We start from the raw sequence: 25,108 nt of genomic DNA, 5'->3' as shown, positions 1-25,108 counted from the left end.
GCCGGCCCGGCGCACCGGAACGTCAGCCCAGCGTCGCCAGCCAGCGCAGCAGCCCGCGCACACCCCAGCCGGTGGCGCCCTTGACCAGCTCGCCGTGCGTGTCGTCGGACCACGACGGCGCGGACATGTCCAGGTGCACCCACCGGTCCCGCAGGTCGCCGGTGAACTCCCGCAGGTACAGCGCGGCGACCACCGAACCGGCGCCCTGGGCCGGCGAGCTGTGCAGGTCGGCGACGTCGCTGGCCAGGTATTCCACGTAGTCGTCGGCGAGCGGCATCCGCCAGGCCCGCTCCCCGGCCGCGGTGATCGCGTCGAGCATGCCCGCGGCGAGCGCGTCGTTCTCGCTGTAGAGCGCGGCGTGCCGCTTGCCCAGGGCGACGGCGTTCGCGCCGGTGAGCGTCGCCAGGTCGACAAGCAGGTCGGGTTTCAGCTCGCGGACCGCGTACGCCAGCGCGTCGGCGAGCACCAGCCGGCCCTCGGCGTCGGAGTTGGTGCTCTCGCTCGTGAGCCCGCCGTAGTGCCGGATCACGTCGCCGGGGCGGAACGCCGAGCCGCTGACCATGTTCTCGGCGAGCGGGGCGAGCGTGGTCACCCGTACCGGCAGGCGCAGCTCGGCGGCGCCGAGCGTCGCGGCGATCACGGCGGCGGCGCCGGCCATGTCCTTGCGCATGAGCTTCATGGCGGGCACCGGCTTGATCGAGATGCCGCCGGTGTCGAACGTGATGCCCTTGCCGACGAGCACCACGTGGGTACGGGCGCCCTCCGGCCGCCAGTCCAGCTCCACCAGGCGCGGGCCGCTGGCGGAGCCGCCGCCGACGGCCAGGATGCCGCCGAAGCCCTCGGCCGCCAGTTCCTCCGGGCCGCGTACCCGCAGGTGCAGGTCGGGCCGCCCGGACGCGGCCTCGGCCACCTGGGCGGCGAACCACTCCGGGTTCTTGGTCGACGAGGGCATGTTCGTCAGGTCCCGGGCGAGCCGGGTCGTCTCGGCGGTGGCCCGGGCGGCGGCGAGCGTGCCGGCGAGTGCGTCCGGGTCGTCGACGAGCACCTCGACCTCGGCCAGGGCGGGTCGCCCGCCGGCCTCGGTGAGGCGGAAGCGGTACGAGCCGAGCAGCAGCCCTTCGGCCAGGCCGCGAAGGGCGGTGGTCGCCTCCGCCGGAAGCGCGATGGTGATCTGCGTCTCATCCTTCGCCGCGCGGGCCAGCGCGGCGCCGGCGGTACGCCAGTCGCGCTCGTCGCCGTCGCCGACGCCCAGCAGCCACAGCCGCGACGGAGATCCGCCGGGACGCAGGTGCTGGCGCACCTCGCCGGCCGAACCGGTGAGCCGGGCGGCGGGCAGTACGGCGGCGGCCTCGTCCCGGACGTCGTCACCGGGCGGCACGGCGGTCGGGACCAGCTGGGCCGAGGAGGCCGGGGCGGCCGGCGAGTCCGGCGAGTCCGGCCCTCCGGGACGGACGGGCAGGACGAGAGCGTCGGGCCCGGCGGGCCCACTCACCAGACGAATGACCAGCACGCTGGACCGTACCTCCGAAATGGGTGGAACGGGCACGTTCTGCCACGCGCCCGTCGAGGAAAGACCCTGAGCCACCGGGGATCCCGGTGGCTCAGGGTAGGACGAACCGCCCGCGCGGCGGACGCCACGCGGGACACTCCTCGAATCAGCCCGCGGCCGCCTTCAGCGCGTCACCGAGCGCGGTGGCCTCGTCGGGAGTCATCTCGACGACGAGCCGGCCACCACCCTCCAGCGGGACTCGCATGACGATGCCCCGGCCCTCCTTGGTGACTTCCAGCGGACCGTCGCCCGTCCGCGGCTTCATCGCCGCCATGTTGTCTCCCCTCAGACCTACACCAGGGTCGGTGAGTTGCCCCACAGCCACTTCGCCATCGCCTTCCGCAACCCTCGCGGAAGGCTCGACCAACGATTTTCCCTGATGAACACCGCCGGACCCAAACCGAAGCAGCATTGATGTAACAGCATCTAGCTTATCTTGGATAGGCCTGTCACAATGTGCGGTCATGCAGGCACGGTCGGCACTCTTCGACCTGTACGGCGACCACCTCCGGGCCCGGGGCGGCCGCGCACCGGTCGCCGCCCTGGTCAAGCTGCTCGCCCCGCTGGGGATCGCCCCACCGGCGGTACGCACCGCGGTGTCCCGGATGGTCCGCCAGGGCTGGCTGGAACCGCTCCGGCTCGCGTCCGGACCGGGATATTCGATCACCCCGAAGGCGGCTCGTCGACTCGACGAGGCAGCGTCCCGGATCTACCGGACCGGACGGCACAGCTGGGACGGGCGGTTCGATCTCCTGGTGCTCACCGCGCCCTCCTCCCGCCGGGACCGGCAGCGGCTCGCCGCCAACCTCGCCTTCCTCGGCTACGGCACGCTCGACGACTGCACCTGGGTGGCCACCCGCCCGGGTGAGGACGTCGACCTGCTGCTCGACGAGGCGGGCGTACGCTACGAGCGCTTCACCGCCGCGCACGCGGCCGGCACACCGGGTGCGATGGGCGTGGTCCGCCGCGCCTGGGACCTGGCCGAGATCGGCCGGGCCTACGAGCGCTTCGTCGCCGAGCAGAAGCCGCTGCTCTCCGGCGTCACGGTGCGCAGCAGCGACGAGGACGCGTACGCGGCCCGGTTCCGGCTCGTGCACGCGTGGCGTACGTTCCTGTTCCGGGACCCGCAACTGCCCCCGGCACTGCTGCCCGAGCGCTGGCCGGGCACCAGCGCGGCCAGTTTCTTCGACCGGCACGCGGCCCGGCTCCGGCCGGCCGCCGACCGGTACGTCGAGCAGTGCCTCGACGCCGGCAACCGCCTCGCCCGACAGAAGGGTCGTTAGAACGTGACCGAGCCGCTCCTCGTCGACCGCACCGACGCCGTCGTCACCCTGACGCTGAACCGCCCGACGGCGATGAACTCGCTCGACGTGGCGCTCAAGGAGGCGCTCCGGGACACCCTGGCCGAGCTGGAGACCGACAGGTCCTGCCGGGCGGTCGTGCTCGCGGGTGCCGGCGGCTCGTTCAGCGCCGGGCAGGACCTGCGCGAGCACGTGCGGACGCTGGAGACCTCGGACGCCGACCCGCTGGGCACGGTGCGGGCGCACTACAACCCGATCGCCGCCCGGCTGGCCAACCTGCCCAAGCCGGTGGTCGCCGCGGTGCGCGGGATGGCCGCCGGGGCCGGCGCCTCGCTGGCGTTCCTCGCCGACTTCCGCATCGGCGGCCCGAAAACCCGGTTCCTGATGGCGTTCGCCGGGGTGGGGCTCGCCGCCGACACCGGCGCCTCCTGGACGCTGCCCCGGCTGGTCGGCCACGCCAAGGCCGTCGAGCTGCTGATGCTCGCCGAACCGGTCGGCGCCGAGGACGCCTGCCGGCTGGGCCTGCTGACCAAGCTGGTGGACGACGACGAGCAGGTGCTCCCCAGCGCGCAGGAACTGGCCGCCCGGCTCGCCGCCGGCCCCACGATCGCGTACGGGGCGATCAAGCGCCAGCTCTCCATCGCCGACGCGGGCACGCTCGCCGACGCGCTGGCCGCCGAGGCGGAGGCACAGGCGATCTGCGGTGCCACCGCCGACCACCGGGCCGCCACGAAGGCGTTCGTCGACAAGCAGAAGCCGGTCTTCGAGGGGCGCTGAGCGCCCCTGCGGGCACGGTGGGGTCAGTCGTCCTCTTCCGGATCCTGGTTGGCCTCGACGCCGAGCACGAACGCCTGCATGGCCAGCTCGTCGCCGTAGGGCGAGACGAACGCCGGCAGCTCCCGCGGGCCCAGCTCCTGCACGTAGGACCAGAAGATCCGCACCGCCTCGGCGCGCGACGCGGCCTCGATCGGCAGGTCCAGGCTGACCAGCCAGGTGCTGCGGGCGGGCGGCGGACCGAGCCGGTCGGCCAGCGACCGCCAGCGGGCCGGGTCGATCGCCACGACCGGGCCGTCCGGCGCCGGGCCGTCGACGGGCACCGGCTCGTCGAGCACCCGCCGGGTGTACGTGACCACGAGCGGCCCGGCCGCCGCGTCGGACTGCGGGTCGTCCGGGTCCTCCGCGGTCTCGGACGACGCGGGTGCGACCCGGCCGAGCGCGACCAGGCGCAACGGCTCGTCGACGAGCACCGCGACCCGGTCACCGGGCCGGGGGCGGGCCGCCTCGGACAGACCGGTCAGCTCCAGCAGGTCGTGGTGCACCAGACGCTCGGCCTCGAAGCGCTCGGTGGGCAGCAGCACCGCCCAGGCTCCGGTCGTGGTCGCACCGTCTGTCGTCCCGCTCGTACGCGGCTCGGTGTCGGTCATGCCCCAATCCCATCACGTCGGCGGTGGCGCGCTCCGTCACACCCCGGCCCGGTCACCGCTCACGTGGCAGTCGGCCAGGTGGTCGTCGACCATGCCGGTGGCCTGCATCAGGGCGTACGCGGTGGTGGGGCCGACGAACCGGAAGCCCCGCTTCTTGAGCGCCTTGGCCATCGCGACCGACTCCGGGCTGGTGGCCGGCACCTCGGCGAAGGACCGGGGACGCGCCGCCCGGGGCGGGGGCGCGAACGACCAGAGCAGCGCGGACAGGCCCTCGGGCAGCGCCGACGCGGCCCGGGCGTTGGCGATCGCCGCCTCGATCTTGGCGCGGTTGCGGACGATCCCGGCGTCGGCCATCAGCCGGGTCACGTCGGCCTCGCCGTAACGGGCCACCGACTCGATCCGGAACCCGGCGAAGGCGTCCCGGAACGCCTGCCGCTTGCGCAGGATGGTCAGCCAGGACAGGCCGGACTGGAACGCCTCCAGCGTCAGCCGCTCGTAGAGCGCGTCGTCGCCGCGCAGCGGCCGGCCCCACTCCTCGTCGTGGTAGACGGCGTAGTCGGGGGTGCTCGCTCCCCACGCGCAGCGCGGCAGCCCGTCGGCGCCGGTCACCAGGTCAGTCACGTCGTCCACGATAGGCCGGGCCACCGACAGTCCCGCCGCGCCGACGACCGCCCGTCAGGGCAGGCGGCCCTGCTCGACCAGCCGGGCGAACTTCTTCAGCGCCTGGGTCAGGCTGAACTTCGAGCCGGGCCAGAGCACCGGCCAGGCCACCCGGCCGGCCCGCCCGCCCGGCAGGTGGAACCACTCGTGCCAAACCACCTGCGTGCGGTCGCGGTCCATCGGGGTGCAGCGCAGCACGCCGGGCCCGCGCAGCAGCTTGCCGCAGTGCACCACCCCGACCTCGTACGGCGCGTCGACCCGCACCACACGCATCTCGTCGCGGAGCACTGCCGGACCGAGCGCGGTGACCGCCTCGACCAGGCTGCCCTCGCCACCGTCGCCCTCGACCACCCGGACCCGGGTCAGCGGGATCCAGTCCGACTGCCGCTCCCAGGCGGTGAGCGCGGCGAAGACCCGGTCGGCCGGGGCCTCGACGATCACCGTGGCGGTGACCTCGGCGGCGCCCCGGCGGGACGCCTCGGTGAAGTCGTCGGCCGACGGGCCGGCGCCGGTCACGCCGACTCCGAGCGGACCACCGAACCGCGCTCCCGGTCGGCGTCGTCATCGGCCGGCCCGGCCGCGATCCCGTTCGCCGGGGAGACGGTGTCCTCGGTCGCCGCGGCGGCGGGGGCCTCGGCCACGCCCGCCTCGGCCGGGGCGCGTCCCGGCCGGCCGTCGGCGTCGGCCCGGCCCGGCTGTCCGTCGGCGTCGGCCCGGCCCGGCTGCCCGTCGGCCCCGGCACGGGCCGGCGACTCCGGCTCGGACAGGTCGATCACGACCGGCTCGGTGGACGGGTCGGGTGCCGACTCGGTCTCGGGGCGGGTCGCGGCGGCCTCCTCGCGGGCCCGGCGCAGCGCTTCGGCGTCCTCGGTACGCCCCTCCCGCAGCGCCGCGTTCTCCGCCTCCAGGACGCCGATCAGCTCGGTCTTGTAGCCGATGTCGTACGCCGCCCGGCGCAGCGCCGCGTCGACCTGGTTCATCCGGTAGCCGCGCAGCGCCGTGTCGAAGCGGACGTCGGACACGTCCGACTCGTCGAGTGGACGGCTGCCGGGCAGGGGCACGGCCCGCCCGTCCGGCTCGGCCGGCGTGAGACCCGGATCCTTGCCGGAGACCAGCACCGTCACCCCGAACACCACAGCCGCGACGGTCAGCGCGACGACCAAGAGGAGCAGAACCTCACCCATGCACAGATCGTGGCATGCGGGGCGGGATCGGGCGAGCCCTCCGAGACGTCCGGTCGCCAAATGCGTCCGGCGCACGGGACCGGCACGGGCGGCGCGGCCGGGACCGGATAGCGTCGGACCGGCCGGTGCGGTCCGGCGACGAGGAGGCGGGCATGACCGGGGCGTTACGGCTGGGCGGGCGGACGTTCGGCCCCGGTGAGCTGGTGGTGATGGCGATCGTCAACCGCACGCCGGACTCGTTCTTCGACCGGGGTGCCACCTTCGCCCAGGACAGCGCGCTGCGGGCGGTGGAACGCGCGGTGGACGAGGGCGCCGAGATCATCGACATCGGCGGGGTGAAGGCCGGGCCGGGCGACGAGGTGGACGTGGCCGAGGAGATCCGCCGGACGGTGGACACCATCGCCGCGGTCCGGTCCGCCTTCCCGGACGTGGTCATCTCCATCGACACCTGGCGTGCCGAGGTGGCCGTGGAAGCGGTGGCGGCCGGCGCGGACCTGCTCAACGACACCTGGTCGGGGGCGGACCCGGCGCTGGCCCGGGTCGCCGCGGCGACCGGCGCCGGGCTGGTCTGCTCGCACGCCGGCGGGCTGGCCCCGCGTACCCGGCCGCACCGGGCGGCCTTCGACGACGTGGTGGCCGACGTGGTCGGCACCGTCACCGGGCTGGCCGAACGCGCGGTCGGGCTGGGTGTGCGCCGGGACGGCATCCTGATCGACCCGGCGCACGACTTCGGCAAGAACACCCGGCACTCGCTGGAGATCACCCGGCGGCTGGCGGAGCTGACCGACACCGGCTGGCCGCTGCTGGTGGCGCTGTCGAACAAGGACTTCATCGGCGAGACGCTCGACCTGCCGGTGCCCGAGCGACTGGAGGGGACGCTCGCCGCCACCGCGGTCTCGGCCTGGCTCGGCGCCCGGGTGTTCCGCGCCCACCAGGTCCGCGAGACGCGCCGGGTGCTGGACATGGTGGCGTCCATCCGGGGCGACCGGCCGCCGGCGGTGACCCGGCGCGGGCTGGCCTAGCCGGGCGCGGCGCGTCAGGTCCAGCGCAGGACGCCGCGCCGCCACGCGTAGAGGATGCCGAGCGCGACGATCGCCACGAAGACGCCCATCTCCACCACGGTGGTGGCGCCGAAGCCGGGCCGGTCGAAGACCAGCGCCCACGGGAACAGGAAGACCGCCTCGACCGCGAAGAGCACGTAGAGGTACGCGTAGACGTAGTAGCGGATCTGCATCTGCGCCCAGTCGCCGCCGACCGGGTCGAGACCGCACTCGTAGCTGGCCCGCTTGCCCCACGGCTCGGCCGGCCGGCTCGGACGTAACACCCGGTTCGCCGAGAACGCCGTCACGAAGAAGAGCACGGCCGCGAGGAGCAGCAGACCGAGCGTGGCGTACGAGCCGAGATATCCGGTCACGACCGGAGCGTACCGGTCCCCTCCAGATGTCCCGGACACGTTACGAATTCGTTTCCTCGCAGGACTAGTGCTTGATGGCAAGTATCACCGAATAATGGGATCCCGTTGATCGTCCCGGAGGACAGATGGCCCGCCCCCGCGTTGCACCCGATCGGTGGGTCGCGCTCCGCCGTACCCTCGCGCTGCTGACGCCCGCGCTCGTCGCGGCGCTGGTGGCGGTGGCACCGGCCGGAGCCGTCGCCAACCCGGGGCCGGCCGCCGCGCTCCGGATCGTCGAGCCGGTGGAGCCGGGCGGCGACCCCGGCGGCGAGCCGACCGAGCCCGCGCCCACCGGCGAGCCGACGACCACGGCGACGGCCCCGCCACCCACCGAGCCGCCGCCTCCGGCGACCGAACCGCCGGCGCCGATCACCACCGCGCCACCCCCGCCGCCGCCGACGAGCGCGCCCGCCGAGCCGGCACCGACCACGGCCGCGCCGGCCACCACGGCACCCGCGCCCCCGCCGGTCGTGCCGCCGGTCAAGACCCCGCCGCCCCCGCCGGCGCAGCCGGCGGGCGGACCCCTGGGGGTACGCGTGACCACCGAAGACGTGGTCCTCCCGCCGGCCTACTGGAACGCCGACGCCACGGTGGCCACGTTGCGGGTGACGGTGACGAACACCGGCGGGCGGGCGGAGCGGATCAGCCTGGGCTACACGCTCCCACCGGGGCTGACCGACGCGGGCACCCCGGGCTGCGAGCCGGCAGGTGGCGCCGACCACCGCTGCGTCGGGTGGGACGCCGAGCCGGGCGCCCGGTTCAGCGCGACCATCCGGGTCCGGGTCGACGGCGACGCCTGGCGGACCATGCCGCTGGCCGGATCGGTCCAGGTCACCGCCGTCGCACCCGGGGTGACGGGCGCGGCGTACGACGACGAGGGCTTCGCAGTGCTGTTCCCGCCCGGGCCGCCGGTACCCGGCATCTCGCTGCGCGCCGACGAGGTGCTGTTCGACATCAGCGGCGCGCCCAGCGCGCTCACCGTCCGGCTCGGCAACACCGGCAAGGTCGACGCCGCAGGCCGGGTCGAGGTGCTCCTTCCCGAAGGGGTGAGCGTGGCCGGCGCCGAGAGCGGCTGTGCCCCGGTCTCGGCCGACCGGACCCGCTGCGAGCTGGGCTCCCTGGCGGCCGGGCGGACCGCGACCGTACGGCTGACGCTCGCCGCCTCGGCGGAGGCCCAGCGGCGGGCGCCCCTGTCCGGCGCGGTGATCGGCCGGCTGGACCCACGCAGCGGGCGGGACCGGCAGGTGCAGATGAGCTTCCGGATCAGCGCCGCGGCGGCGGACGCCTCCCCGCCGGTCGGCGCGCCCGCCCCGACCGGCTCGCAGGGTGTGCTCGTCGCCGCCGGCGAACGGGACGGCGGTGACACCTCGACCCGGTGGGCCGCCGTCGCGTTGATCGCGGTGTCCGGTCTCCTGGTCGTGCTCGCGCTGACGCTGGCGACCCGTTCGCTGCGCCGCCGCAGCGACATCACCGTGCCGGAGCGTCCGGTCACCGACCGGTGATCATGAATATATGGTGATCTGGGTTACGGGCCCAGGTACTAAACGCTGCAAAGCAGGGCATACAGCGGCCCGATCCAGTCCCATACGTCGGACCTCGACCAAGGTGGCCCTAACGTGGCGACGTAGGCTCTGACGTGAGAATCGGAGCGGGCCGGGCCGGCGAGGGCGACGGCGCTCAGTTAAGCGAGGTGCGGGTGTGACCAAGCAGATCCGTCAACTGGACCGGGTGGTCATCCGGTTCGCCGGTGACTCCGGCGACGGCATGCAGCTCACCGGCGACCGGTTCACCTCGGAGACGGCGCAGCTGGGCAACGACATCTCCACGTTGCCCAACTTCCCCGCCGAGATCCGCGCTCCCGCCGGGACCCTGCCCGGCGTGTCGAGCTTCCAGGTGCACTTCGCCGACTACGACATCCTGACCCCGGGCGACGCGCCGAACGTGCTGGTGGCGATGAACCCGGCCGCGCTCAAGGCCAACCTGGCCGACCTGCCGCGCGGGGCCGACATCATCGTCAACACCGACGAGTTCACCCGGCGCAACCTGGCCAAGGTGGGCTACGCGACCAGCCCGCTCGACGACAACTCGCTCGACGGGTACGCGGTGCACCCGGTGGCGCTCACCTCGATGACGATCGGGGCGCTGGCCGAGCACGACGTGTCCAAGAAGGACGCCGAGCGGGCCAAGAACATGTTCGCGCTCGGGCTGTTGAGCTGGATGTACTCCCGCCCGTACGAGTCCACGCTGCGCTTCCTGGAGCGCAAGTTCGCGGCCCGCCCCGAGCTGGTCGCGGCGAACGTGGCCGCCTTCCGGGCCGGCTGGAACTTCGGCGAGACCACCGAGGACTTCTCCGTCCGGTACGAGGTCAAGCCGGCCAAGATGCTGCCCGGCACCTACCGGAACATCACCGGCAACGCGGCGTTGTCGCTGGGCCTGGTGGCCGCCGGGGTGCGCTCCGGGCTGCCGGTGTTCCTCGGCGCGTACCCGATCACGCCGGCCTCGGACATCCTGCACGAGCTGAGCAAGCACAAGAAGTTCGGCGTGGTCACCATGCAGGCCGAGGACGAGATCGCCGCGGTCGGTGCGGCGCTCGGCGCGTCGTACGGCGGCTCGCTCGGTGTCACCACCACGAGCGGCCCGGGCGTGGCGCTCAAGAGCGAGACGATCTCCCTGGCGGTGGCGCTGGAGCTGCCTCTGGTCATCGTCGACGTGCAGCGGGCCGGGCCGTCCACCGGCATGCCCACCAAGACCGAGCAGGCCGACCTGAACATGGCCCTGTACGGCCGGCACGGCGAGGCGCCGGTCGCGGTGATCGCGCCGAAGTCGCCGTCGGACTGCTTCCACGCCGCGCTGGAGGCGGCCCGGATCGCGCTCACCTACCGCACCCCGGTGATCCTGCTGTCGGACAACTACGTCGCCAACGGCTCCGAGCCGTGGCTCCTGCCCGACGTCGAGTCGCTGCCCGACCTGCGGGTCGAGTTCGCCACGAAGCCCAACGGCGAGGACGGCACCACGTTCCTTCCTTACCTGCGGGACCCGCAGACGCTGGCTCGCCCGTGGGCGGTGCCCGGCACGGCCGGTCTGGAGCACCGGATCGGCGGTCTGGAGAAGGCCGACAAGACCGGCGACATCTCGTACGACCCGGCCAACCACGACTTCATGGTGCGGACCCGGGCGGCCCGGATCGAGACGATCCCGGTGCCGGACGTCGAGGTGGAGGATCCGGACGGCGACGCCCGGGTGCTGGTGCTGGGCTGGGGCTCGACGTACGGGCCGATCGGTGCGGCCTGCCGTGGCCTGCGTCAGCGCGGGCTCTCGGTGGCGCAGGCGCACCTGCGGCATCTGGCTCCGATGCCGGCCAACCTCGGCGAGGTGCTGGGCCGCTACGACAAGGTGGTCGTGCCGGAGATGAACCTCGGCCAGCTCGCCCACGTGATCCGGGCGAAGTACCTGGTCGACGCGATCGGCTACAACCAGGTCCGCGGCCTGCCGTTCACCGCCGCCGAGCTGGAGACGATGCTGGAAGAGGTCCTGAAGAATGTCTGAGCCCGTCGCCCTCAAGCTCACCGCCAAGGACTTCAAGTCCGACCAGGAGGTGCGCTGGTGCCCCGGTTGCGGCGACTACGCCATCCTGGCGGCCGTGCAGGGCTTCATGCCGGAGCTGAACATCCCCCGGGAGAACATCGTCTTCGTCTCGGGCATCGGCTGCTCGTCGCGTTTCCCGTACTACATGAACACGTACGGCATGCACTCGATCCACGGCCGCGCCCCGGCGATCGCCACCGGCCTGTCGGTGTCCCGGCCGGACCTGTCGGTCTGGGTGGTCACCGGCGACGGTGACGCGCTCTCCATCGGCGGCAACCACCTGATCCACGCGCTGCGCCGCAACGTGAACCTCAAGATCCTGCTGTTCAACAACCGGATCTACGGCCTCACCAAGGGCCAGTACTCGCCCACCTCCGAGGTCGGCAAGATCACCAAGTCGACGCCGGTGGGCTCGGCGGACGCCCCGTTCAACCCGCTGTCGCTGGCGCTCGGCGCCGAGGCCACGTTCGTGGCCCGGACGATCGACTCGGACCGCAAGCACCTCCAGTCGGTGCTGCGGGCCGCCGCCCAGCACGAGGGTTCGGCGTTCGTGGAGATCTACCAGAACTGCAACATCTTCAACGACGGCGCGTTCGACCCGCTGAAGGAGCCGGCCACCCGGGACGACTTCCTGATCCGGCTGGAGCACGGGCAGCCGATCAAGTTCGGCAAGGACGGGCAGTTCTGCGTGGTCCACCCGCCTGGTGGCTTCGGGCTGGAGGTCCGGGAGACCGCGAACACGCCGGCCGACCAGATCGTCGTGCACGACGCGGGCGTGGCCGACCCGGCGTACGCCTTCGCGCTGTCCCGCCTGCCGGGCCTGGACCTGAGCAACACCCCGATCGGGGTGTTCCGGTCGGTCGACCGCCCCTCCTACGACAGCGTGGTGCAGGAGCAGGTCGCGGCCGCCAGGGCCACCGTCGACCAGACCCCGGAGCAGCAGCTCGGCGCGCTGCTCGGCAGCGGCGACACCTGGACGATCCTCTGATCCGCCGCTGACCCGTCACGGACGAAGGGCGGGCCGTTCCCCCGCGGAACGGCCCGCCCTTCGCGGTGTGTGACAGCCCGGTCAGGCGGCCGCCGAGGCGGGCACCCACAGCTCGTCGACGGCCCGCTCGGCCGCGGCGAGGCTCTGCTCGAACAGCGGGATCAGCTCGGCCATCGCCGGGTTGACCGGGGCCAGGGTCAGCTCGGCGCAGATGAACCGCGGCTCCAGCCCGGTCAGGGAGAGGCCGTGCGGCAGCCACGGCTCGGCGTGGTCCCAGCCCTCCCGCGGGGTGCCCGGGCCGTACCCGCCACCGCGGCTGACCAGGACGACGAACTGGCGGTCGCCGAGCAGCCCGGCGTTCGTCGCCGGGTCGTACGCGATGCCGGGGGCGATCAGGTGGTCGACCCAGGACTTCACGCTGCTGGGCGCGCCGTAGTTGTAGAGCGGCAGCCCGAGCAGGACGGTGTCGGCCTGCTTCACCTCGGCCACCACCTCCTCGGTCAGCTGCCAGGAAGCCCGCTGCTCGGCGGTGTGCTGATCCGGGGGCACCATGCGCGCGAGGCCGCTTGCGGTGTTCAGGTGCGGCAGCGGGTTCTGACCCAGGTCGCGGTAGGTGACCGTGCCGTCCGGGTGGGCGGCGCGCCAGGCGGCGGCGGCGCGGGCGGTGAGCCGCCGGCTGATGGACCGCTCCCCGGTGATGCTGGAGTCGATGTGCAGTAGGTGTGCCATTGGTGATTCCTCCTCCGACGATCGTTCGTGTAGGACCAACTATTTATAGCAGGTCGATGTTCCTCGGCTCGCGTAAACTGGGTCACATGTCCGCCGCACCGGTCGAGGAGTCCGAGCGCCGCTCCGGGCCCCTGCTCGATCACCTGGCCCGGCGGATGCGGCTGCGCTCGGAGTCGGTTCTGGCCCCGCTGGGTCTGCGCCCCCGCCACCTGGTGGCGCTCACCGTGCTGCGCGACTCCGGCGGCATCAGCCAGCAGGCGCTCGCCGGCACGCTCCAACTCGACAGCACGAACGTGGTCGGGCTGCTCAACGACCTGGAGGCGGACGGCCTGGCCGAACGCCGCCGCTCCCCGGAGGACCGCCGCCGGCACGAGGTACGCCTCACCGAGGCGGGCACGAAGCGACTGCGCGAGGCCGAGTGTGCGCTCGCCGGAGCCGAGGAGGAGGTTCTCGGCGCGCTCGCTCCCGGCGAGCGGGACCTGCTCTACGACCTGCTGCGACGGGCCACCCAGGGCCGGTCGTCGACCTGCGGTGAAGTGCTGGCCGAGGGCGGCCCGGGCGCCTGCTGACCGCAGGTGCTCAGCGGGCCCCCGGTCAGATCGCGGTGGTGGCCTGCGGCCGGTCGTCCCGGACGTGGACGAGCATGTCGCCGGTCTCGATCACCGAGGCGGCCCGGTCGTTGAGCGTGACCACCTTGCCCCGGCGGACCAGCGCGATGACCAGCGCCTCCAGCTCGCGCGGCGAGCGGCCCACCTCGCTGCGCTCGGCCGACCGCATGGCCAGCGCCATGCCCTGACCCGGGGTGAGCAGGTCCTCCACCACGTCGATCAGGGGCGGGGCCGAGGTCGACAGGCCGAGCAGCCGGCCGGCCGTGGCCGACGAGACGATCACGTGGTGCGCCCCGCTCTGCTTGAGCAGCGGCGCGTTCTCCGCCTCGCGGACCGCCGCGATGATGCGTACCTGACCGGCGGTGAGCTGCCGGACCGTGAGCGCCACCAGCACCGACGCGTCGTCGCTGTCGGTCGCGATGATGACCGACTTCGCGGTACGCACGTGCGCCTGCTCCAGCACCGACGAGCGGGTCGCCGAGCCCTCGATCGTCACCAGCCCGTTCGAGGTGGCCTGCCGCAGCGCCGGCCCGCTCCGCTCGACGACCACGATCTTGGACTTGTCCGTACCGTTCTCCAGCAGGGCGGAGACCGCGCTGCGGCCCTTGGTGCCGTAGCCGCAGATGATGACGTGGTCCTTCACGGTTCTCCTCCACCGCGACAGGCGACGCCCGGTGCGGTACTGCTCGGTCAGGACTTCCAGGGTGGTACCGACCAGGATGATCAGGAACAGCACCCGGGCGGGAGTGATGAACAGGACGTTCGCCAGTCGCGCCGACGAACTGACCGGCGTGATGTCGCCGTACCCGGTGGTGGAGAGCGAGACCACCACGTAGTAGAAGCAGTCGAGCAGGGTCAGGCCGGTGTCGTCCACGTCGCGGTAGCCGTCGCGGTCCAGCCAGACCACGAAGACCGTGGCGAAGACCAGGCCCAGGGCGGCGAGCAGGCGCAGGCTCAGCGCGCTCAGCGGCCCCCGCCGTTGCGCGGGAAAATGGATCACCGTCGGTCCTGCTCCGCCACCTGCACGCCCACAAGATAACGGGTACGCCGGGATCCGGCCCGCCGGGTGACGATCGGTACCCGGCGGGGCCGCTGCCGGCGACGCGGACAGGGCATGATGGGGACGTCGGGACGGCGACCGCGAGGAGGCCGGCATGTCGTTGCTGCGACGCGTGATCGGCGGCGTGCTCCGGCGCATCCGCCTGCGCCAGGGCCGCACGCTGCGCGAAGTGGCCCAGGCCGCCGGCGTCTCCCTGCCCTATCTCTCCGAGGTCGAGCGCGGCCGCAAGGAGGCCTCCTCCGAGGTGCTCGCCGCGATCTGCCGCGCGCTCGGCATCCACCTCGCCGACCTGCTCGAGGAGGCCCGCGACGAGCTGCGCCGCGAGCGGCCGACGCCGGTCGGCCCCGGGATCTCGGCGGCCCGCTTCGACCGGGTGCCGACCGCCCGCACCGGTCCGCAGCTGCGGGTCGGCGCGCCCCGGCTGTCCGTCACGCGCCGTCCGGCCGTGTCGTCCCGGCTGCCCGTGTCCCGCCGGCCTGCCGTCTCGCTCCGGCCGCACGTCGCCCGCCGGCCGGTCACCCCCACGCCGCTGCTGGGCGGCGGGCTGCGGCCCCTGGGCCCCGCGCCGCTCGGCGCGCCCTCGGCGCCGCCACGCCGATCGGGTTCGGTGGCGGCATCCGGATCTGGCCGGCTCCCTCCGCCCCGGCCGTCCGCCCCCGTCCGCGTACCTCCGTCACGCTGGCGCGGCGGCGAGCCCGCGCGGGCCGGCGGCGGCCGGTCGCCGCGTAGCTTCTGCCGAGGGCGAATCTGCCCGGGGCAGAAAGCCTGGGCCGCGTGGGTGCGCCCGGCGGACGCTGGAGACCGCCGGGTTCCCGGGCGGTCCCCCGCCCACCGGCGGCACGGAGGTGGGCGGCGATGAGTGGCATCTGGATGCTCGACGAGGGCCAGCCGGCGTTCGGCGACCGGGTCTTCGAGCGACTGCTGAGGGAGCGGATCATCTTCCTCGGCACCGAGGTCACCGACGCGTCGGCCAACCAGATCTGCGCGCAGATCCTGCTCCTCGCGGCCGAGGACGCGGAGCGCGACATCTTCCTTTACATCAACTCGCCCGGCGGCTCGGTCAGCGCCGGGATGGCCGTCTACGACACCATGCGGTACGTCAAGAACGACGTGGCGACGCTGGCGCTGGGGATGGCCGGGTCGATGGGGCAGTTCCTGCTCTGCGCCGGGGCGGCGGGCAAGCGGTTCGCGCTGCCGCACTCGCGGATCATGATGCACCAGCCCTCCGGCGGGATGGGCGGCACCGCCGCGGACATCACCATCCAGGCCGAGAACATGCTGCACGTGAAGCGCACCATGCAGGAGCTGATCGCGCAGCACAGCGGGCGGACGCTGGAGGAGATCCAGCGCGACTGGGACCGCGACCGCTGGTTCACCGCCGAGCAGGCCCGGGAGTACGGCCTCGTCGACCAGGTCCTCACCCGCGTCGACCAGCTCGCGGCGTGAGCGGGCGCGGCCCGGCCGGTCCCGCACCGGCCGGGCCGCCCTCGCGGTCAGGGGTAGCTGATCACCGTGCTGGTGCCGTACGAGCCGACGACGGGCGTGCCGATCTCGTTGATGGTGCGCTCGATGCCGCCGCTGCCGTCCAGGAACACGGTGATCGCGTCGTGGAACCGCACCCCGGCCCGGCGCGGCGCCTCGATCCCCCTGTCGCAGCGGATGTCCACGCCCTGGTTGAAGTACGAGTACACGCCCAGTCCCCACGCCTCGTGCGTGCGGACGTGGTCGGCCACCTTGTACGAGGCCCAGCCGTTGCCGGTCGGACTGCGCCAGGCCGCCTGGCTCGGCGGGTCGTAGGGCAGCTCGCTCTGGTAGAACACGGTCCGGCCACGCTCGCCGTTCCAGATCGTCTGCCAGCGCTGGTAGTGCTCGACGAACAGCCCGTACGCGGTCACGTCGTCGCCGTTGACGATCACGCCGGTGGCAGCGGTGTTCACGGTCCAGCCGATGGTGCCGGCCCGGCCGTGGTCGCCACGCCAGGCCCAGATGTTGTCGATCAGCGTGTGCCGGCTGTGCACCACCAGGCTGGTCACCGCGCGTCCGGCGTACGGGCCGCCGATGCGGAAGAAGACGTCCTGCAGCGAGATCGGGTTCGTGGCGTGCGACCGGTGGCAGTGCCGCGTGCCGACCTCGACCAGCACCGGCGACTCGACCGGCCCGGCGTCCACGAGCACCCCGGCGATGCGGACGCCGTCCACGTCCTCGATGCGCAGCGCGGCGTCCCCGCGGTCCGGCACCAGGCTCGGCATGCCGAGGCCGAGCACGACGGTGTCCGGGCGGCGTACCCGCAGGGCCCGGTCGAGGTGGTAGACGCCGGGGGTGAGCAGCAGGTGCCGGCCCCGGGCCAGCTCGGCGTTGATCCGCTTCGCCGAGTCGGTGGGACGGGCCAGGAAGAACGCGGACAGCGGCAGCGACGGCACCGGCGCGCCGCCGGTGGCCCAGGTGGTGCCGGCGGTGTTCCGGCGCAGGCGCGGTACGGCGACCCGCCAGGCACCCCGGGCGTCGACGAACAGGTACGGCTTCTCCCGGGTCACCGGGCTGGTCGGCAGCGTGGTGTAGGGCGGGTCGGGGAAGCCCTGCGCGGGCGCGCCGATCACGCCGGAGAAGACCTGGTTCCACACACCGTTGGTCCACTCGCCGCCGAGCTCGCTGTCGCGGGTGAGCCACTGCTGCTGGGAACCGTTGATGGTGATGCCGTCCACCTTGGAGTCCGCGATGTAGCCGCCGCTGGAGTAGCCGCCGTTGCCGGGTTCCAGCCACAGCACGCCCTTGACGTGCACCCGGCGCATCGGTGACGCCTGCGAGACGGCCCATTGGTTCGACCAGTCGGTCGGGGTGACAGCGAGGTTCTCCGCCGAACGCCAGAAGTTGGTGAGCGCGGAGATGCCGGCGGGCGAGTTCGGGTCGGGCTGCCCGATCACCCGGACCGCGCCGTGGATCTCCACGTCGTCCGGGTGCGCGCCGAGACCGGCGACAGTCGTGTAGTAGCCGAGCCGGGCGTCCACCTCGTAGCGGCCGGGCTTGAACAGCACGGCGTACCTGTCGAGGCCCATCTCGTTGCGTTCCTGGGCGGTGAACAGCCGGTCCAGCGTGGACTGGATCTCCTCGACCGGCGTGCTCGGGTCGTACACGAAGACGTTCGGGCCGAAGTCGGGCTCGCGGGCGGGTCGCGCGGCCGGCGACGCGGCCGGGGACGCGGCGGCGGCACCGGCCGGGAGGCCGAGGGCGGTGAGTGAGGCCGCGGAGGCGGTGAGCGTGAGGAAACGGCGGCGGGAGGGGTCGGATGATCGCATCTGCCTGCCTGTTCGGTGATGGGACGGGAGAGCGCTCTCTCGGCTGTTCCTACCGCATCACCGTCGATACCGCCAGAGCCCGCCGGTTCCGGAACCGGCGGGCTCTGCTGCGGGCTGTGCTGAGGCGCGCTCGGCGCGCTGCTTCACCAGGTCGTCGACGAGCTTCTCGACGTAGTCGGCGGTCTCCTCCCAACGGGTGACCGCGACGCAGCGGATGCCCATCGCCTTGACCGGGTAGTCGTTGCCACCGACGTCCAGCCGGTCACCCACGAAGAGCACGTTGTCGATCTTCAGATCCAGGTGTTCCAGCAGCTTCCGCATGCCGTACGCCTTGTCCACACCCTTGCGGGTGACGTCGATCGAGGTCGAACCACCACCACGGACCTCGAGGTCGGGCAGCTTCGCCGCGACCGCGTCCCGCAGCCGCCGCTTCTTGTCGCCGTCCGGGTCCCAGCCGTACTTCTCGGCCGGCGGGGCGGACTGCCCCAGCGCCGAGAAGGTGATCTGGCTGCCCCGGTCCTCGATGATGTCGCCCCAGGTCTTCGCCTCCCACAGGCCCAGCGCCTGCGCCGACTCGGTCAGCGCCGTGACGACGCGGGCCTTGTCGGCCTCGGTGAGATCCTCCGCGTAGACCTGCCGCCAGTCCCCGTCGGACCAGCGGTAGTAGCGGGTGCCGCAGGTCGGCATCAGGTGCAGCCGGTCGCGCTGCTCCTCGGTGAGGTCGAGGTGGGCGAGCACCTGCGACTGGAACTGCTCGAACCGGCCACCGGAGATGACCAGTACGTCCACCTCGGTGAGCAGGTGGCCGAGCAACTCCGCCATCCGACGATCGATCTGGGACTTGGAAATCGCCAGGGTGTCGTCGAGATCGAACGCCACCACTCGAAGATCGTTCACGAATACCTCATGTCGTCGCAGACAGGCCAGGACCTGCCAGGGTACCGACGGGTCCTGGCACCGGCCTGAGGGCCCGGCGGGTGACACGTCCCCTCGACGGAGCGTAACGCGGCAGGCCTCCGGGCGGCCCCGCTTCCCGCTCCCGGCTCCAGCACTCCGCCGTTGACGGCATCGCTGACCGTCGATACCGTTCCTCTGATAATTACCTTCATCAATCAAGGAGTGCCGGTGAAATTCTTTCGAACGCGCGAAGGGCTCGTCGCCCTCGCCGCGGCCGCCCTGGTAGTCACCCCGGCGGCGGTTGCGCCCGCCGCCGCACCCGCCGACGACCTGTCCACGCTGGCGAGCTCGTCCACCTTCCCGCTGGCCGACCCGGACACCCTGCTGGCGAAGGACGGCTCGTACGTCACCTACGGCACCACAGTCGGCGCCGGCACCGGCGCGCGCTGCGGCGCGACCGGCAGGCTGTACGTACCGGTCCTCGTCCACGGCTCCGGCAACAGCGTCGGCATGGCCGACTGCGCCTCGCACGACGCGCTGCCGTCCGGCCCCGGCGCCTGGGCGGAGCCCGGCGGCGCGATCTGGGCACCGGGCGTCGCCCGCTTCGACGGCCGGTTCTTCATGTTCTACACCGCCTCCCGCAAGGGCTCCGGGCAGAAGTGCATCGGCCGGGCCGTCTCCGACAGCGCCCGCGGCCCGTTCCAGAACCAGGGCGAGTGGGCCTGCCCGGACGCCGGCCGCTGGGCACTCGACGCCAACCCCTTCGTGGCCGGCGGGAACCTGTACGTCACCTACCGGGACGACGCCATCGCCTCCGGCGCCGAGACCGGCATCTCCACCGTCCGCACCGACGGCGAGGGCCGCGCGATCTGGGACACCCGCCGGGACATGCTCAAGAGCACCGACATCACCTGGGACACCGCCAAGACCAGCGGCGGTACGCACGTGGTCGAGAACCCGTCGATGTGGAAGGCCGCCGACGGCGACTGGTACCTCATGTACTCCGGCAACAACTGGGACAGCGCGCGTTACTCCACCGGCATCGCCCGCTGCGGGGCCAGTCCCCTGCCCGGCTCCCGCTGCACCCCCATCCGCGAGGGCGTGTCCCGGCCCTTCTTCGGCTTCACCGGAAGCGCCGGCCTCAACCCGATCCGCGACCTGCCCGGCAACCACCAGGGCCCCGGCGGGATGGACGTCTTCGCCGCCGCCGACGGCAGCGAGCGCGTGGTGTGGCACTGGTGGAACGGCTCCACCCGCTTCCCGATGACCGGCGTCCTGACCCGCCCCTCCACCGGCTTCCTCGTCTCGTAGCCGTGCCCCTCCACCTCGTAGCCGAACCAGTAAGGAGTCGCATGGAACGCGTCAGCAGACGACAGGCACTCGGCCTCGCGGGCGGCGTCGCGCTCGCCGGCACGCTCGGCCTCCCCGCACCCGCCGGTGCGGCGACCGCCTGGCGGAACCTCGGCGTCGTCACCGCCAACATCGGACGCGCGAACCTCGAAAAGCGCAAGGCCGCGATCACCGCGGTCCGCAACGCCCTCGGCATGACCGGCCCCGAGGACCGTCCGCTCGTCGGCTGGCAGGAGATCGGCGGGGGTGACGGCGACACGAAGGAGAAGGGCTGGATCAACGATCTGTTCGGCGAGCACTACCGCAATGTGCACCTCAACGACGGCGGGCACTACGTTCCGATCTCCGCGCCCAGGGTGTACGACGTGCTCGACAAGCGCGTCACACCCGTACACGACGGTCTGGCGGGTGTCTCGGTGAACCGCGTCATCTCCGAGGTCCTGCTGGCCGCGAACGACGATGCGGCGCTTCAGTTCGCGTTCCTCAACACGCACTTCGTGGCCGGCGCGTTCAACGGCCAGGAAGATCCGCACGAGGCGTGGCGCCGGAGCAAGTGGGCGCTCCACTTCGATGTCCTCCGGGAGCGGATCTCCAGTTGGCAGGACCGTGGCTACCCGGTGATCTGGACCGGCGACACCAACCGCAACCCGATGCCGAAGCTGTTCCCCGCGAAGGAGACGCGCGCCTTCGACGCCGGCATCGACCAGATCGGCTGGCTCCAGGGGTCGAACGGGGTCCAGATCCAGCTGCGCAACCGCAAGACGGTGCCCATGCACGTGGACGGCCACGACGCCCGCGTGGCGGTGCTCCAACTCCGCCGCGCCTGACCACACGCCTGCTCACCGTAAGCTTCGAGCTGGTCACTTTCGGTAGAACTCGTTCACGGAAAATTGCATTTGGCAAGAGATGGCACCGAAATTTTCTCGATGCGATGCATCTGCTTGTCAGGTATCCGACAGTGAATTACGCACTCTTGTGCTAGCTGTCCGTCGGGAGGATGCTCGAACCGTCGAACGGCACTGCGTCGCCTCGCACAGAGGGCGGCGCCCGGCTGCCACCGGACGCCGCATTCGACTCCACCGCTGCAACGGAAGGAGTCACGTTGACTGTAATCCCTCACGGGTCAGACTTCGAGACACCAGAGGACGAGGACGAAACCGTTGCCGAGCCGACCGACCGGCACCGGCTCATCCTGGCGTACATCAAGACGCTCAGTCCGATCATCGCCGCCGTCGTCGCCTGTATCGGGACGCTGGTGGCGGCGCTGGTCCGCTGACCCGCCGGCCCCGCGCTCCGGCTCCGGCCGGACGCGGGGCCGTCCCGTACCCGAAGGTCTGGCACACTGCGGCGATGCCGACGTTTGATCGACTCTTCGCCGAACATGTCGGCACCGGTCTGGCCCGCCAGATGGCGCTGGCCGACCTGCTCGGCGAGCGAGACTGGCAACTCGACGTGCCCGACGGCACCGTGACGTTCGGGACCGACCTGCGGTACCGCGTCCAACTCCTCGGCACCGAGAGCCACGACGACGGCACCTGGCTGTGGGCCTGGGCCAACGAGGCCAGCAACCTCCCCCCGTCGCTGCTCCATCTCGCCGGTTGGGTCCGCGAGTACGGGCACCGCCAAGGGGTCGCCGAACTCACCGAGCCCACGTTCCCGCTCCAGCGCGCCGACGGTCACCGTCTCGCCCTGCTGGCGTCCGGCCTGACCGGCCGCTGCTACTACCGCGGGCCGTACGACGGCGGCGCCGTCTTCTTCCACCTCGACGACGCCCCGCCACAGATCACCGCGCCGGTCCGGCCGGAACGGGTGCTGACCGTCCTGACGCAGGTCCTGCAGTCCTTCCCGGTGGAGCACCGCGTCGCCGTCGAGTCGTTCCTGCACCAGCAGGGATGGCGGTTGGATCGGGCGCCGATGTCGGTGACGGCGCAGGATCGTGGCGGCTCGGTCCTGCGTGTCGACTTCGACGCGATGGGCCGGGTCAGCAACCTGTCGGGAACGGTCAGCCCGTAGGCGGAATGTGGTGCCCCCGGCAGGATTCGAACCTGCGACACACGGTTTAAGAAGTGTGGACACGAGCGGAAATCGCTGGGCAATGACCTGGCTTGACCTACGCCGCCATGCTGGCAGCCACCTCCAGGACCTGCCCGCCGTTGACCTTCGACGCCCGTGTGATCGGGCACGCGAGGGGCACGGGCCAGTTGGGGCGCCGGGTAGGTTGCCGTTGCGAAGATCCCACGAAGCCCGCCGAGGCTTGTTGGCAGGGTTCTAGCCGCGGGGAGGATGGCATGACGACGCAGCGCACGGTGTTGGTGATTCCGGGCAGCAGTGGCTGCTGGCACGTTCCCCACCAGTTGTTCGCTGCCGATGCGGCGCAGATGCGCGGCGCGCAGATGCACTACGTGTCCTGGAGCGGCGAGGTGCCACCCGAGCCGAAGGCGCGGGGACCGTGGGCAGTGGAGCAGATCACGGCGGCGCTTCGTGGATTGCCCAAGCCGTTGATCATCACCTACTCCCTCGGCACCCTCGCCGCAAATCTTGCTGCCGACTATGAACTGCCGGCGATCTGGATCACCCCGTTGCTGCACCGTTCAGAGGTGGTTGAGGGCCTTCGCCGGGCCAGCGCGCCCTGCCTTCTCATCGGCGGCACGGCGGACAGCAGCTGGCGTCCGAAGCTCGCTCGCGAGCTGTCACGGCATGTGTTCGAAGTAGAGGATGCCGATCACGGGCTCCGCGTCCCTGGGCCAATTGCAAGGTCTGCGGCGGTGCTCGGTGAGATGGCTACGGCGATAGAGGAGTTCCTTGATCGGGTTCTCTGGCCGGCACCATCCCACGTCCGTTGACCGACAAATTATGAGATCAAGTTGCTCACCTTGGTCTACCTGCCATAGCTCCGCCTGGTCTGCGGAAATCCCTCTCGACATCTCTCAGTGCCGGTGGTCGCGGTCCGGCATCTTGAGGACTAAATGAGGACTGATGCAGTGCGGTGCCGCCATCTGATCCGTAGATCCCCAAGGAGCATGCCCAGACCGTCCAATGCCGTCCGCCTGGTCCTGGTCCTCAAGCGGCTCGGCAACTCGATCGGTCCCGTCCCGTCCGGTCCAGTCCGCCCCGGTGGCTCCCACGCGTCGCTCCCAGACTGTCAGCTCCGGAACCGTACAAAATCAGCAGTGTGGTGCCTCTGGCAACGCGCCATCGCGGCACTGAGCGGCCTGGAATACCATGCCGTGACCTCAGCCAATGGCCCGCACTGACGGCTGGAACACACCTGCTCAGCTCGGTGTCCGGTCCCGCCTCAAGACCATAAACCTTGAGCCACCGAACTTGGCAGCGGTCTGCATCATAGGCGTATGAGCTTGGACTGGGCGCCTCCCGCAGCGACGCTGCTAGTTGGCATCCTCGGCGTCGGCGGCACGTTCCTTGCTGGCGAGCGGCTGCGGCGGCATGGCCAGCTGATGGCACGTGAGCAGCGCGAGCAGGAACGCCGCGCTACCGCGTACGTTGACGCACTTGTGTGCGCAGAGAGGATGAAGGGCTATTTCGAGAACGTTGAGCCGCCCGTCGATGTCGGTTTTCCTGTTCCGGATGGTCCGAGCGCTGAGGAACAGGCAAGGACTAAGGCCCTCATCACCGCATACGGTAGCCATGAAGTTCGCGAGCTGTTTGAGTGCTGGTACAACATCGTCGTGATGGCCGGCAGAACTTCTTTTGAGATCAAGCGTCGCGCGTCTGACGACGATGGTTCCCACGAGGTTGAAGAGCTTAGAAGTCGTTTCCACCACGAGATCAAGCCAGAGAACAGCGCGAGGATTGCGCTTGCCCAGAGAATCAACTTGGAGCTCTGTGGCGAAATTTAGCGGAGGTAAGCCGCCGGCGAGCGATGCGTGAGATGCCCTCCGAGCGAGCTGAGCCACGCACACGCTGACACGCAGAGACCTTGGCGGAACCATCGGACCTGCCCCACGGTCTCTGTGTTTGGAGCGGGTGACGGAAATCGAACCCGCATTTTTCAGCTTGGGAACCGGACCGGATCGAACCCTGGCACGGCATGCCGCCCGGTCGGTACGGCCGTCAGGGGCCTGGTTAGCCCTCGGGTGACACCGCCTTGTGGCCCACGGGTGGTCCGACCAACCCTCTGTCTTGCAAAGCTCAAGAATCCTGTCGGCCAGCGTCGGTGACCGTAGCTGACCTGCTCGGCTTGTCGGCTGCCGCCGCTCGTGACCCACGTCTGTCGGCCAGCTTGACTGTACCGATGGCTGTACAGCCAAGCGCTCCCGCCCCTTGTGTCTACGCTCGCCTGGCTTCATGATCCGCTCACCGGAAACGCGGAGGAGGAGCATATGGGCACCTGGGATGACGGTCCGTTTGACAACGACAGCGCCGCCGACTGGTGCGGTGAGCTCCACGATGCCGATCCGTCTGTGCGATCGGCAATGGTTCGTTCTGCCCTGACAGCGGCAGTGCTCAACACCGAATACCTCGACTATGACGATGCTGCCTCGGCTATCGCTGCGGCAGCGATCGTGGCGTCTCAGGTGCCCGGCGGGGAACCGATAACCTCGCCGTACGCGCCGGATTTCCTGCTTGCCGGTGAACCCCTTGACCTAGACGACGATCTGCAACCGCTGGCGGTCGAGGCCCTTGACCGGGTCCTCGGCGACGACTCAGAGTGGCGAAGCCTATGGGGCGAGGGAGGAGCGAGTGAATTTCCGCAGATCAATAAGCTCCGCGCAGTGCTGCTCGGGCCGCCCGAACTGCCCGGACAGATCGCGCTGCTTTGAACTGGCCGGAAGATCGCTGAGGACCCTACCTCTGCGCGTACCGCTCCTCTGTCTCAAGCCCATCTCCGCCGTCTGTTCGGCTTCGCCCGGACTCACGGTGGCGATGGGCGGCCCCCATCTCTGTCGAAGATCCCCGCCGGAGGCATCGGTTCCGGGTTCTTGCGGCAGTCTGCAATCGGCCGGCGCGCCGGCCGATGCCGGCGCTTGCGCCGCCAGCAGGACGAGCGCGGCCGGCGCGGCCCGCTT

The 25,108-nt window shown here is 71.6% G+C and carries 26 protein-coding genes and 1 pseudogene; 16 read left to right on the top strand and 11 right to left on the bottom strand.

Going from position 1 to position 25,108, the window contains the following annotated elements:
* Positions 1–22: 22 nt before the first annotated feature.
* A complete protein-coding gene (locus ACQP26_RS03475; protein WP_433494924.1) occupies positions 23–1,510 on the bottom strand; it encodes a leucyl aminopeptidase family protein in 1,488 nt (495 codons plus the stop codon).
* Positions 1,511–1,655: 145 nt separating this feature from the next.
* Entirely contained in the window at positions 1,656–1,823 is a 168-nt protein-coding gene (locus tag ACQP26_RS03470) for a DUF3117 domain-containing protein (RefSeq protein ID WP_013283866.1), read from the bottom strand.
* A gap of 190 nt (positions 1,824–2,013) precedes the next feature.
* Here ACQP26_RS03470 and ACQP26_RS03465 point away from each other — a divergent pair, with 190 nt between their 5' ends.
* Entirely contained in the window at positions 2,014–2,832 is an 819-nt protein-coding gene (locus ACQP26_RS03465; RefSeq protein ID WP_018788949.1) for a PaaX family transcriptional regulator, read from the top strand.
* 3 nt (positions 2,833–2,835) lie between these two features.
* Positions 2,836–3,627 (top strand): enoyl-CoA hydratase/isomerase family protein, encoded by a 792-nt coding sequence (locus ACQP26_RS03460; RefSeq protein ID WP_433494923.1) that lies wholly within the window; start codon positions 2,836–2,838, stop codon positions 3,625–3,627.
* 23 nt (positions 3,628–3,650) lie between these two features.
* On the opposite strand, the gene ACQP26_RS03455 is transcribed toward ACQP26_RS03460, so the two are convergent.
* From ACQP26_RS03455 to ACQP26_RS03440, 4 genes are read right to left on the bottom strand one after another with little or no spacing between them, the layout of a single operon-like run.
* Positions 3,651–4,274 carry a hypothetical protein gene (locus ACQP26_RS03455; RefSeq protein WP_269702464.1) on the bottom strand — a complete coding sequence of 208 codons (624 nt, stop codon included), beginning with the start codon at positions 4,272–4,274 and terminating at the stop codon, positions 3,651–3,653.
* A gap of 36 nt (positions 4,275–4,310) precedes the next feature.
* Complete coding sequence (locus tag ACQP26_RS03450) at positions 4,311–4,895, bottom strand: DNA-3-methyladenine glycosylase I (protein ID WP_433494922.1); 585 nt, start codon at positions 4,893–4,895, stop codon at positions 4,311–4,313.
* A gap of 54 nt (positions 4,896–4,949) precedes the next feature.
* Positions 4,950–5,450 (bottom strand): SRPBCC family protein, encoded by a 501-nt coding sequence (locus ACQP26_RS03445; protein WP_269702467.1) that lies wholly within the window; start codon positions 5,448–5,450, stop codon positions 4,950–4,952.
* Complete coding sequence (locus ACQP26_RS03440) at positions 5,447–6,118, bottom strand: DivIVA domain-containing protein (protein ID WP_433494921.1); 672 nt, start codon at positions 6,116–6,118, stop codon at positions 5,447–5,449. The genes ACQP26_RS03445 and ACQP26_RS03440 overlap by 4 nt, the downstream gene beginning before the upstream one ends.
* 152 nt (positions 6,119–6,270) lie before the next feature.
* On the opposite strand from ACQP26_RS03440, the gene folP reads away from it, so the two are divergent.
* Complete coding sequence (folP, locus tag ACQP26_RS03435) at positions 6,271–7,140, top strand: dihydropteroate synthase (protein ID WP_433494920.1); 870 nt, start codon at positions 6,271–6,273, stop codon at positions 7,138–7,140.
* 14 nt (positions 7,141–7,154) lie between these two features.
* On the opposite strand, the gene ACQP26_RS03430 is transcribed toward folP, so the two are convergent.
* A complete protein-coding gene (locus tag ACQP26_RS03430; protein WP_030273665.1) occupies positions 7,155–7,532 on the bottom strand; it encodes an NADH-quinone oxidoreductase subunit A in 378 nt (125 codons plus the stop codon).
* 125 nt (positions 7,533–7,657) lie between these two features.
* Here ACQP26_RS03430 and ACQP26_RS03425 point away from each other — a divergent pair, with 125 nt between their 5' ends.
* From ACQP26_RS03425 to ACQP26_RS03415, 3 genes are all read left to right on the top strand, one after another.
* Positions 7,658–9,073: a hypothetical protein gene (locus ACQP26_RS03425; protein WP_433494919.1), complete on the top strand. Its 1,416-nt coding sequence runs from the start codon at positions 7,658–7,660 to the stop codon at positions 9,071–9,073.
* 196 nt (positions 9,074–9,269) lie between these two features.
* On the top strand, positions 9,270–11,117 hold the full coding sequence (locus tag ACQP26_RS03420) for a 2-oxoacid:acceptor oxidoreductase subunit alpha (protein ID WP_269702474.1): 1,848 nt from the start codon (positions 9,270–9,272) through the stop codon (positions 11,115–11,117).
* Positions 11,110–12,144 (top strand): 2-oxoacid:ferredoxin oxidoreductase subunit beta, encoded by a 1,035-nt coding sequence (locus ACQP26_RS03415; protein ID WP_433494918.1) that lies wholly within the window; start codon positions 11,110–11,112, stop codon positions 12,142–12,144. Before ACQP26_RS03420 ends, ACQP26_RS03415 begins: the two co-directional genes overlap by 8 nt.
* Before the next feature lie 81 nt (positions 12,145–12,225).
* Here ACQP26_RS03415 and ACQP26_RS03410 read toward each other — a convergent pair whose 3' ends face one another.
* Positions 12,226–12,873 (bottom strand): FMN-dependent NADH-azoreductase, encoded by a 648-nt coding sequence (locus tag ACQP26_RS03410; protein ID WP_433494917.1) that lies wholly within the window; start codon positions 12,871–12,873, stop codon positions 12,226–12,228.
* 86 nt (positions 12,874–12,959) lie between these two features.
* Between ACQP26_RS03410 and ACQP26_RS03405 the strand changes: the two genes are divergently transcribed.
* Complete coding sequence (locus ACQP26_RS03405) at positions 12,960–13,442, top strand: MarR family winged helix-turn-helix transcriptional regulator (protein ID WP_269702480.1); 483 nt, start codon at positions 12,960–12,962, stop codon at positions 13,440–13,442.
* A gap of 25 nt (positions 13,443–13,467) precedes the next feature.
* On the opposite strand, the gene ACQP26_RS03400 is transcribed toward ACQP26_RS03405, so the two are convergent.
* Positions 13,468–14,481: a potassium channel family protein gene (locus ACQP26_RS03400; RefSeq protein ID WP_269702482.1), complete on the bottom strand. Its 1,014-nt coding sequence runs from the start codon at positions 14,479–14,481 to the stop codon at positions 13,468–13,470.
* A 154-nt stretch (positions 14,482–14,635) separates the two neighbouring features.
* Between ACQP26_RS03400 and ACQP26_RS03395 the strand changes: the two are divergent.
* Positions 14,636–15,270, top strand: a pseudogene (locus ACQP26_RS03395) (helix-turn-helix domain-containing protein).
* A 126-nt stretch (positions 15,271–15,396) separates the two neighbouring features.
* Positions 15,397–15,987 carry an ATP-dependent Clp protease proteolytic subunit gene (locus ACQP26_RS03390; protein ID WP_269702486.1) on the top strand — a complete coding sequence of 197 codons (591 nt, stop codon included), beginning with the start codon at positions 15,397–15,399 and terminating at the stop codon, positions 15,985–15,987.
* Positions 15,988–16,034: 47 nt separating this feature from the next.
* Here the strand turns inward: ACQP26_RS03390 and ACQP26_RS03385 are convergent, their stop codons facing one another.
* Together ACQP26_RS03385 and ACQP26_RS03380 are read right to left on the bottom strand one after the other, a co-directional pair.
* On the bottom strand, positions 16,035–17,834 hold the full coding sequence (locus tag ACQP26_RS03385) for an adenylyl cyclase (RefSeq protein WP_281579094.1): 1,800 nt from the start codon (positions 17,832–17,834) through the stop codon (positions 16,035–16,037).
* Positions 17,835–17,891: 57 nt separating this feature from the next.
* A complete protein-coding gene (locus ACQP26_RS03380; RefSeq protein WP_433494916.1) occupies positions 17,892–18,731 on the bottom strand; it encodes an HAD-IIB family hydrolase in 840 nt (279 codons plus the stop codon).
* 228 nt (positions 18,732–18,959) lie between these two features.
* Between ACQP26_RS03380 and ACQP26_RS03375 the strand changes: the two genes are divergently transcribed.
* From ACQP26_RS03375 to ACQP26_RS03345, 7 genes are all read left to right on the top strand, one after another.
* The gene (locus tag ACQP26_RS03375; protein ID WP_433494915.1) at positions 18,960–20,042 is read left to right on the top strand and encodes a family 43 glycosylhydrolase; all 1,083 of its coding nucleotides are present in this window, start codon (positions 18,960–18,962) and stop codon (positions 20,040–20,042) included.
* Between the two features lie 41 nt (positions 20,043–20,083).
* A complete protein-coding gene (locus tag ACQP26_RS03370; protein WP_269702493.1) occupies positions 20,084–20,908 on the top strand; it encodes a hypothetical protein in 825 nt (274 codons plus the stop codon).
* 275 nt (positions 20,909–21,183) lie between these two features.
* Positions 21,184–21,357, top strand: coding sequence for a hypothetical protein (locus ACQP26_RS03365; RefSeq protein WP_013283846.1), 174 nt, complete (start codon positions 21,184–21,186; stop codon positions 21,355–21,357).
* Positions 21,358–21,431: 74 nt separating this feature from the next.
* Positions 21,432–22,094, top strand: coding sequence for a DUF6882 domain-containing protein (locus tag ACQP26_RS03360; protein ID WP_269702494.1), 663 nt, complete (start codon positions 21,432–21,434; stop codon positions 22,092–22,094).
* Between the two features lie 275 nt (positions 22,095–22,369).
* A complete protein-coding gene (locus ACQP26_RS03355; protein WP_269702497.1) occupies positions 22,370–22,924 on the top strand; it encodes an alpha/beta hydrolase in 555 nt (184 codons plus the stop codon).
* Positions 22,925–23,431: 507 nt separating this feature from the next.
* A complete protein-coding gene (locus ACQP26_RS03350) occupies positions 23,432–23,938 on the top strand; it encodes a hypothetical protein (RefSeq protein ID WP_269702498.1) in 507 nt (168 codons plus the stop codon).
* A gap of 483 nt (positions 23,939–24,421) precedes the next feature.
* On the top strand, positions 24,422–24,862 hold the full coding sequence (locus ACQP26_RS03345) for a DUF4259 domain-containing protein (RefSeq protein ID WP_269702500.1): 441 nt from the start codon (positions 24,422–24,424) through the stop codon (positions 24,860–24,862).
* Positions 24,863–25,108: the final 246 nt, after the last annotated feature.

The organism is Micromonospora sp. CA-248089, assembly GCF_050948515.1.
Lineage (GTDB): Bacteria > Actinomycetota > Actinomycetes > Mycobacteriales > Micromonosporaceae > Micromonospora.
Note: the sequence above shows the minus strand (reverse complement) of the source record. Positions and strands in the feature narration are given on the sequence as shown.

Excerpts from the sequence above, each read along its gene's own strand:
- ACQP26_RS03345 (WP_269702500.1), top strand. The coding sequence starts at position 24,422 with ATGGGCACCTGGGATGACGGTCCGTTTGACAACGACAGCGCCGCCGAC.
- ACQP26_RS03465 (WP_018788949.1), top strand. The coding sequence starts at position 2,014 with ATGCAGGCACGGTCGGCACTCTTCGACCTGTACGGCGACCACCTCCGG.
- ACQP26_RS03425 (WP_433494919.1), top strand. The coding sequence starts at position 7,658 with ATGGCCCGCCCCCGCGTTGCACCCGATCGGTGGGTCGCGCTCCGCCGT.
- ACQP26_RS03385 (WP_281579094.1), bottom strand. The coding sequence starts at position 17,834 with ATGCGATCATCCGACCCCTCCCGCCGCCGTTTCCTCACGCTCACCGCC.
- ACQP26_RS03360 (WP_269702494.1), top strand. The coding sequence starts at position 21,432 with ATGCCGACGTTTGATCGACTCTTCGCCGAACATGTCGGCACCGGTCTG.
- ACQP26_RS03350 (WP_269702498.1), top strand. The coding sequence starts at position 23,432 with ATGAGCTTGGACTGGGCGCCTCCCGCAGCGACGCTGCTAGTTGGCATC.
- ACQP26_RS03455 (WP_269702464.1), bottom strand. The coding sequence starts at position 4,274 with ATGACCGACACCGAGCCGCGTACGAGCGGGACGACAGACGGTGCGACC.
- ACQP26_RS03355 (WP_269702497.1), top strand. The coding sequence starts at position 22,370 with ATGACGACGCAGCGCACGGTGTTGGTGATTCCGGGCAGCAGTGGCTGC.
- ACQP26_RS03470 (WP_013283866.1), bottom strand. The coding sequence starts at position 1,823 with ATGGCGGCGATGAAGCCGCGGACGGGCGACGGTCCGCTGGAAGTCACC.
- ACQP26_RS03370 (WP_269702493.1), top strand. The coding sequence starts at position 20,084 with ATGGAACGCGTCAGCAGACGACAGGCACTCGGCCTCGCGGGCGGCGTC.
- ACQP26_RS03390 (WP_269702486.1), top strand. The coding sequence starts at position 15,397 with ATGAGTGGCATCTGGATGCTCGACGAGGGCCAGCCGGCGTTCGGCGAC.
- ACQP26_RS03415 (WP_433494918.1), top strand. The coding sequence starts at position 11,110 with ATGTCTGAGCCCGTCGCCCTCAAGCTCACCGCCAAGGACTTCAAGTCC.
- folP (WP_433494920.1), top strand. The coding sequence starts at position 6,271 with ATGACCGGGGCGTTACGGCTGGGCGGGCGGACGTTCGGCCCCGGTGAG.
- ACQP26_RS03440 (WP_433494921.1), bottom strand. The coding sequence starts at position 6,118 with ATGGGTGAGGTTCTGCTCCTCTTGGTCGTCGCGCTGACCGTCGCGGCT.
- ACQP26_RS03405 (WP_269702480.1), top strand. The coding sequence starts at position 12,960 with ATGTCCGCCGCACCGGTCGAGGAGTCCGAGCGCCGCTCCGGGCCCCTG.
- ACQP26_RS03410 (WP_433494917.1), bottom strand. The coding sequence starts at position 12,873 with ATGGCACACCTACTGCACATCGACTCCAGCATCACCGGGGAGCGGTCC.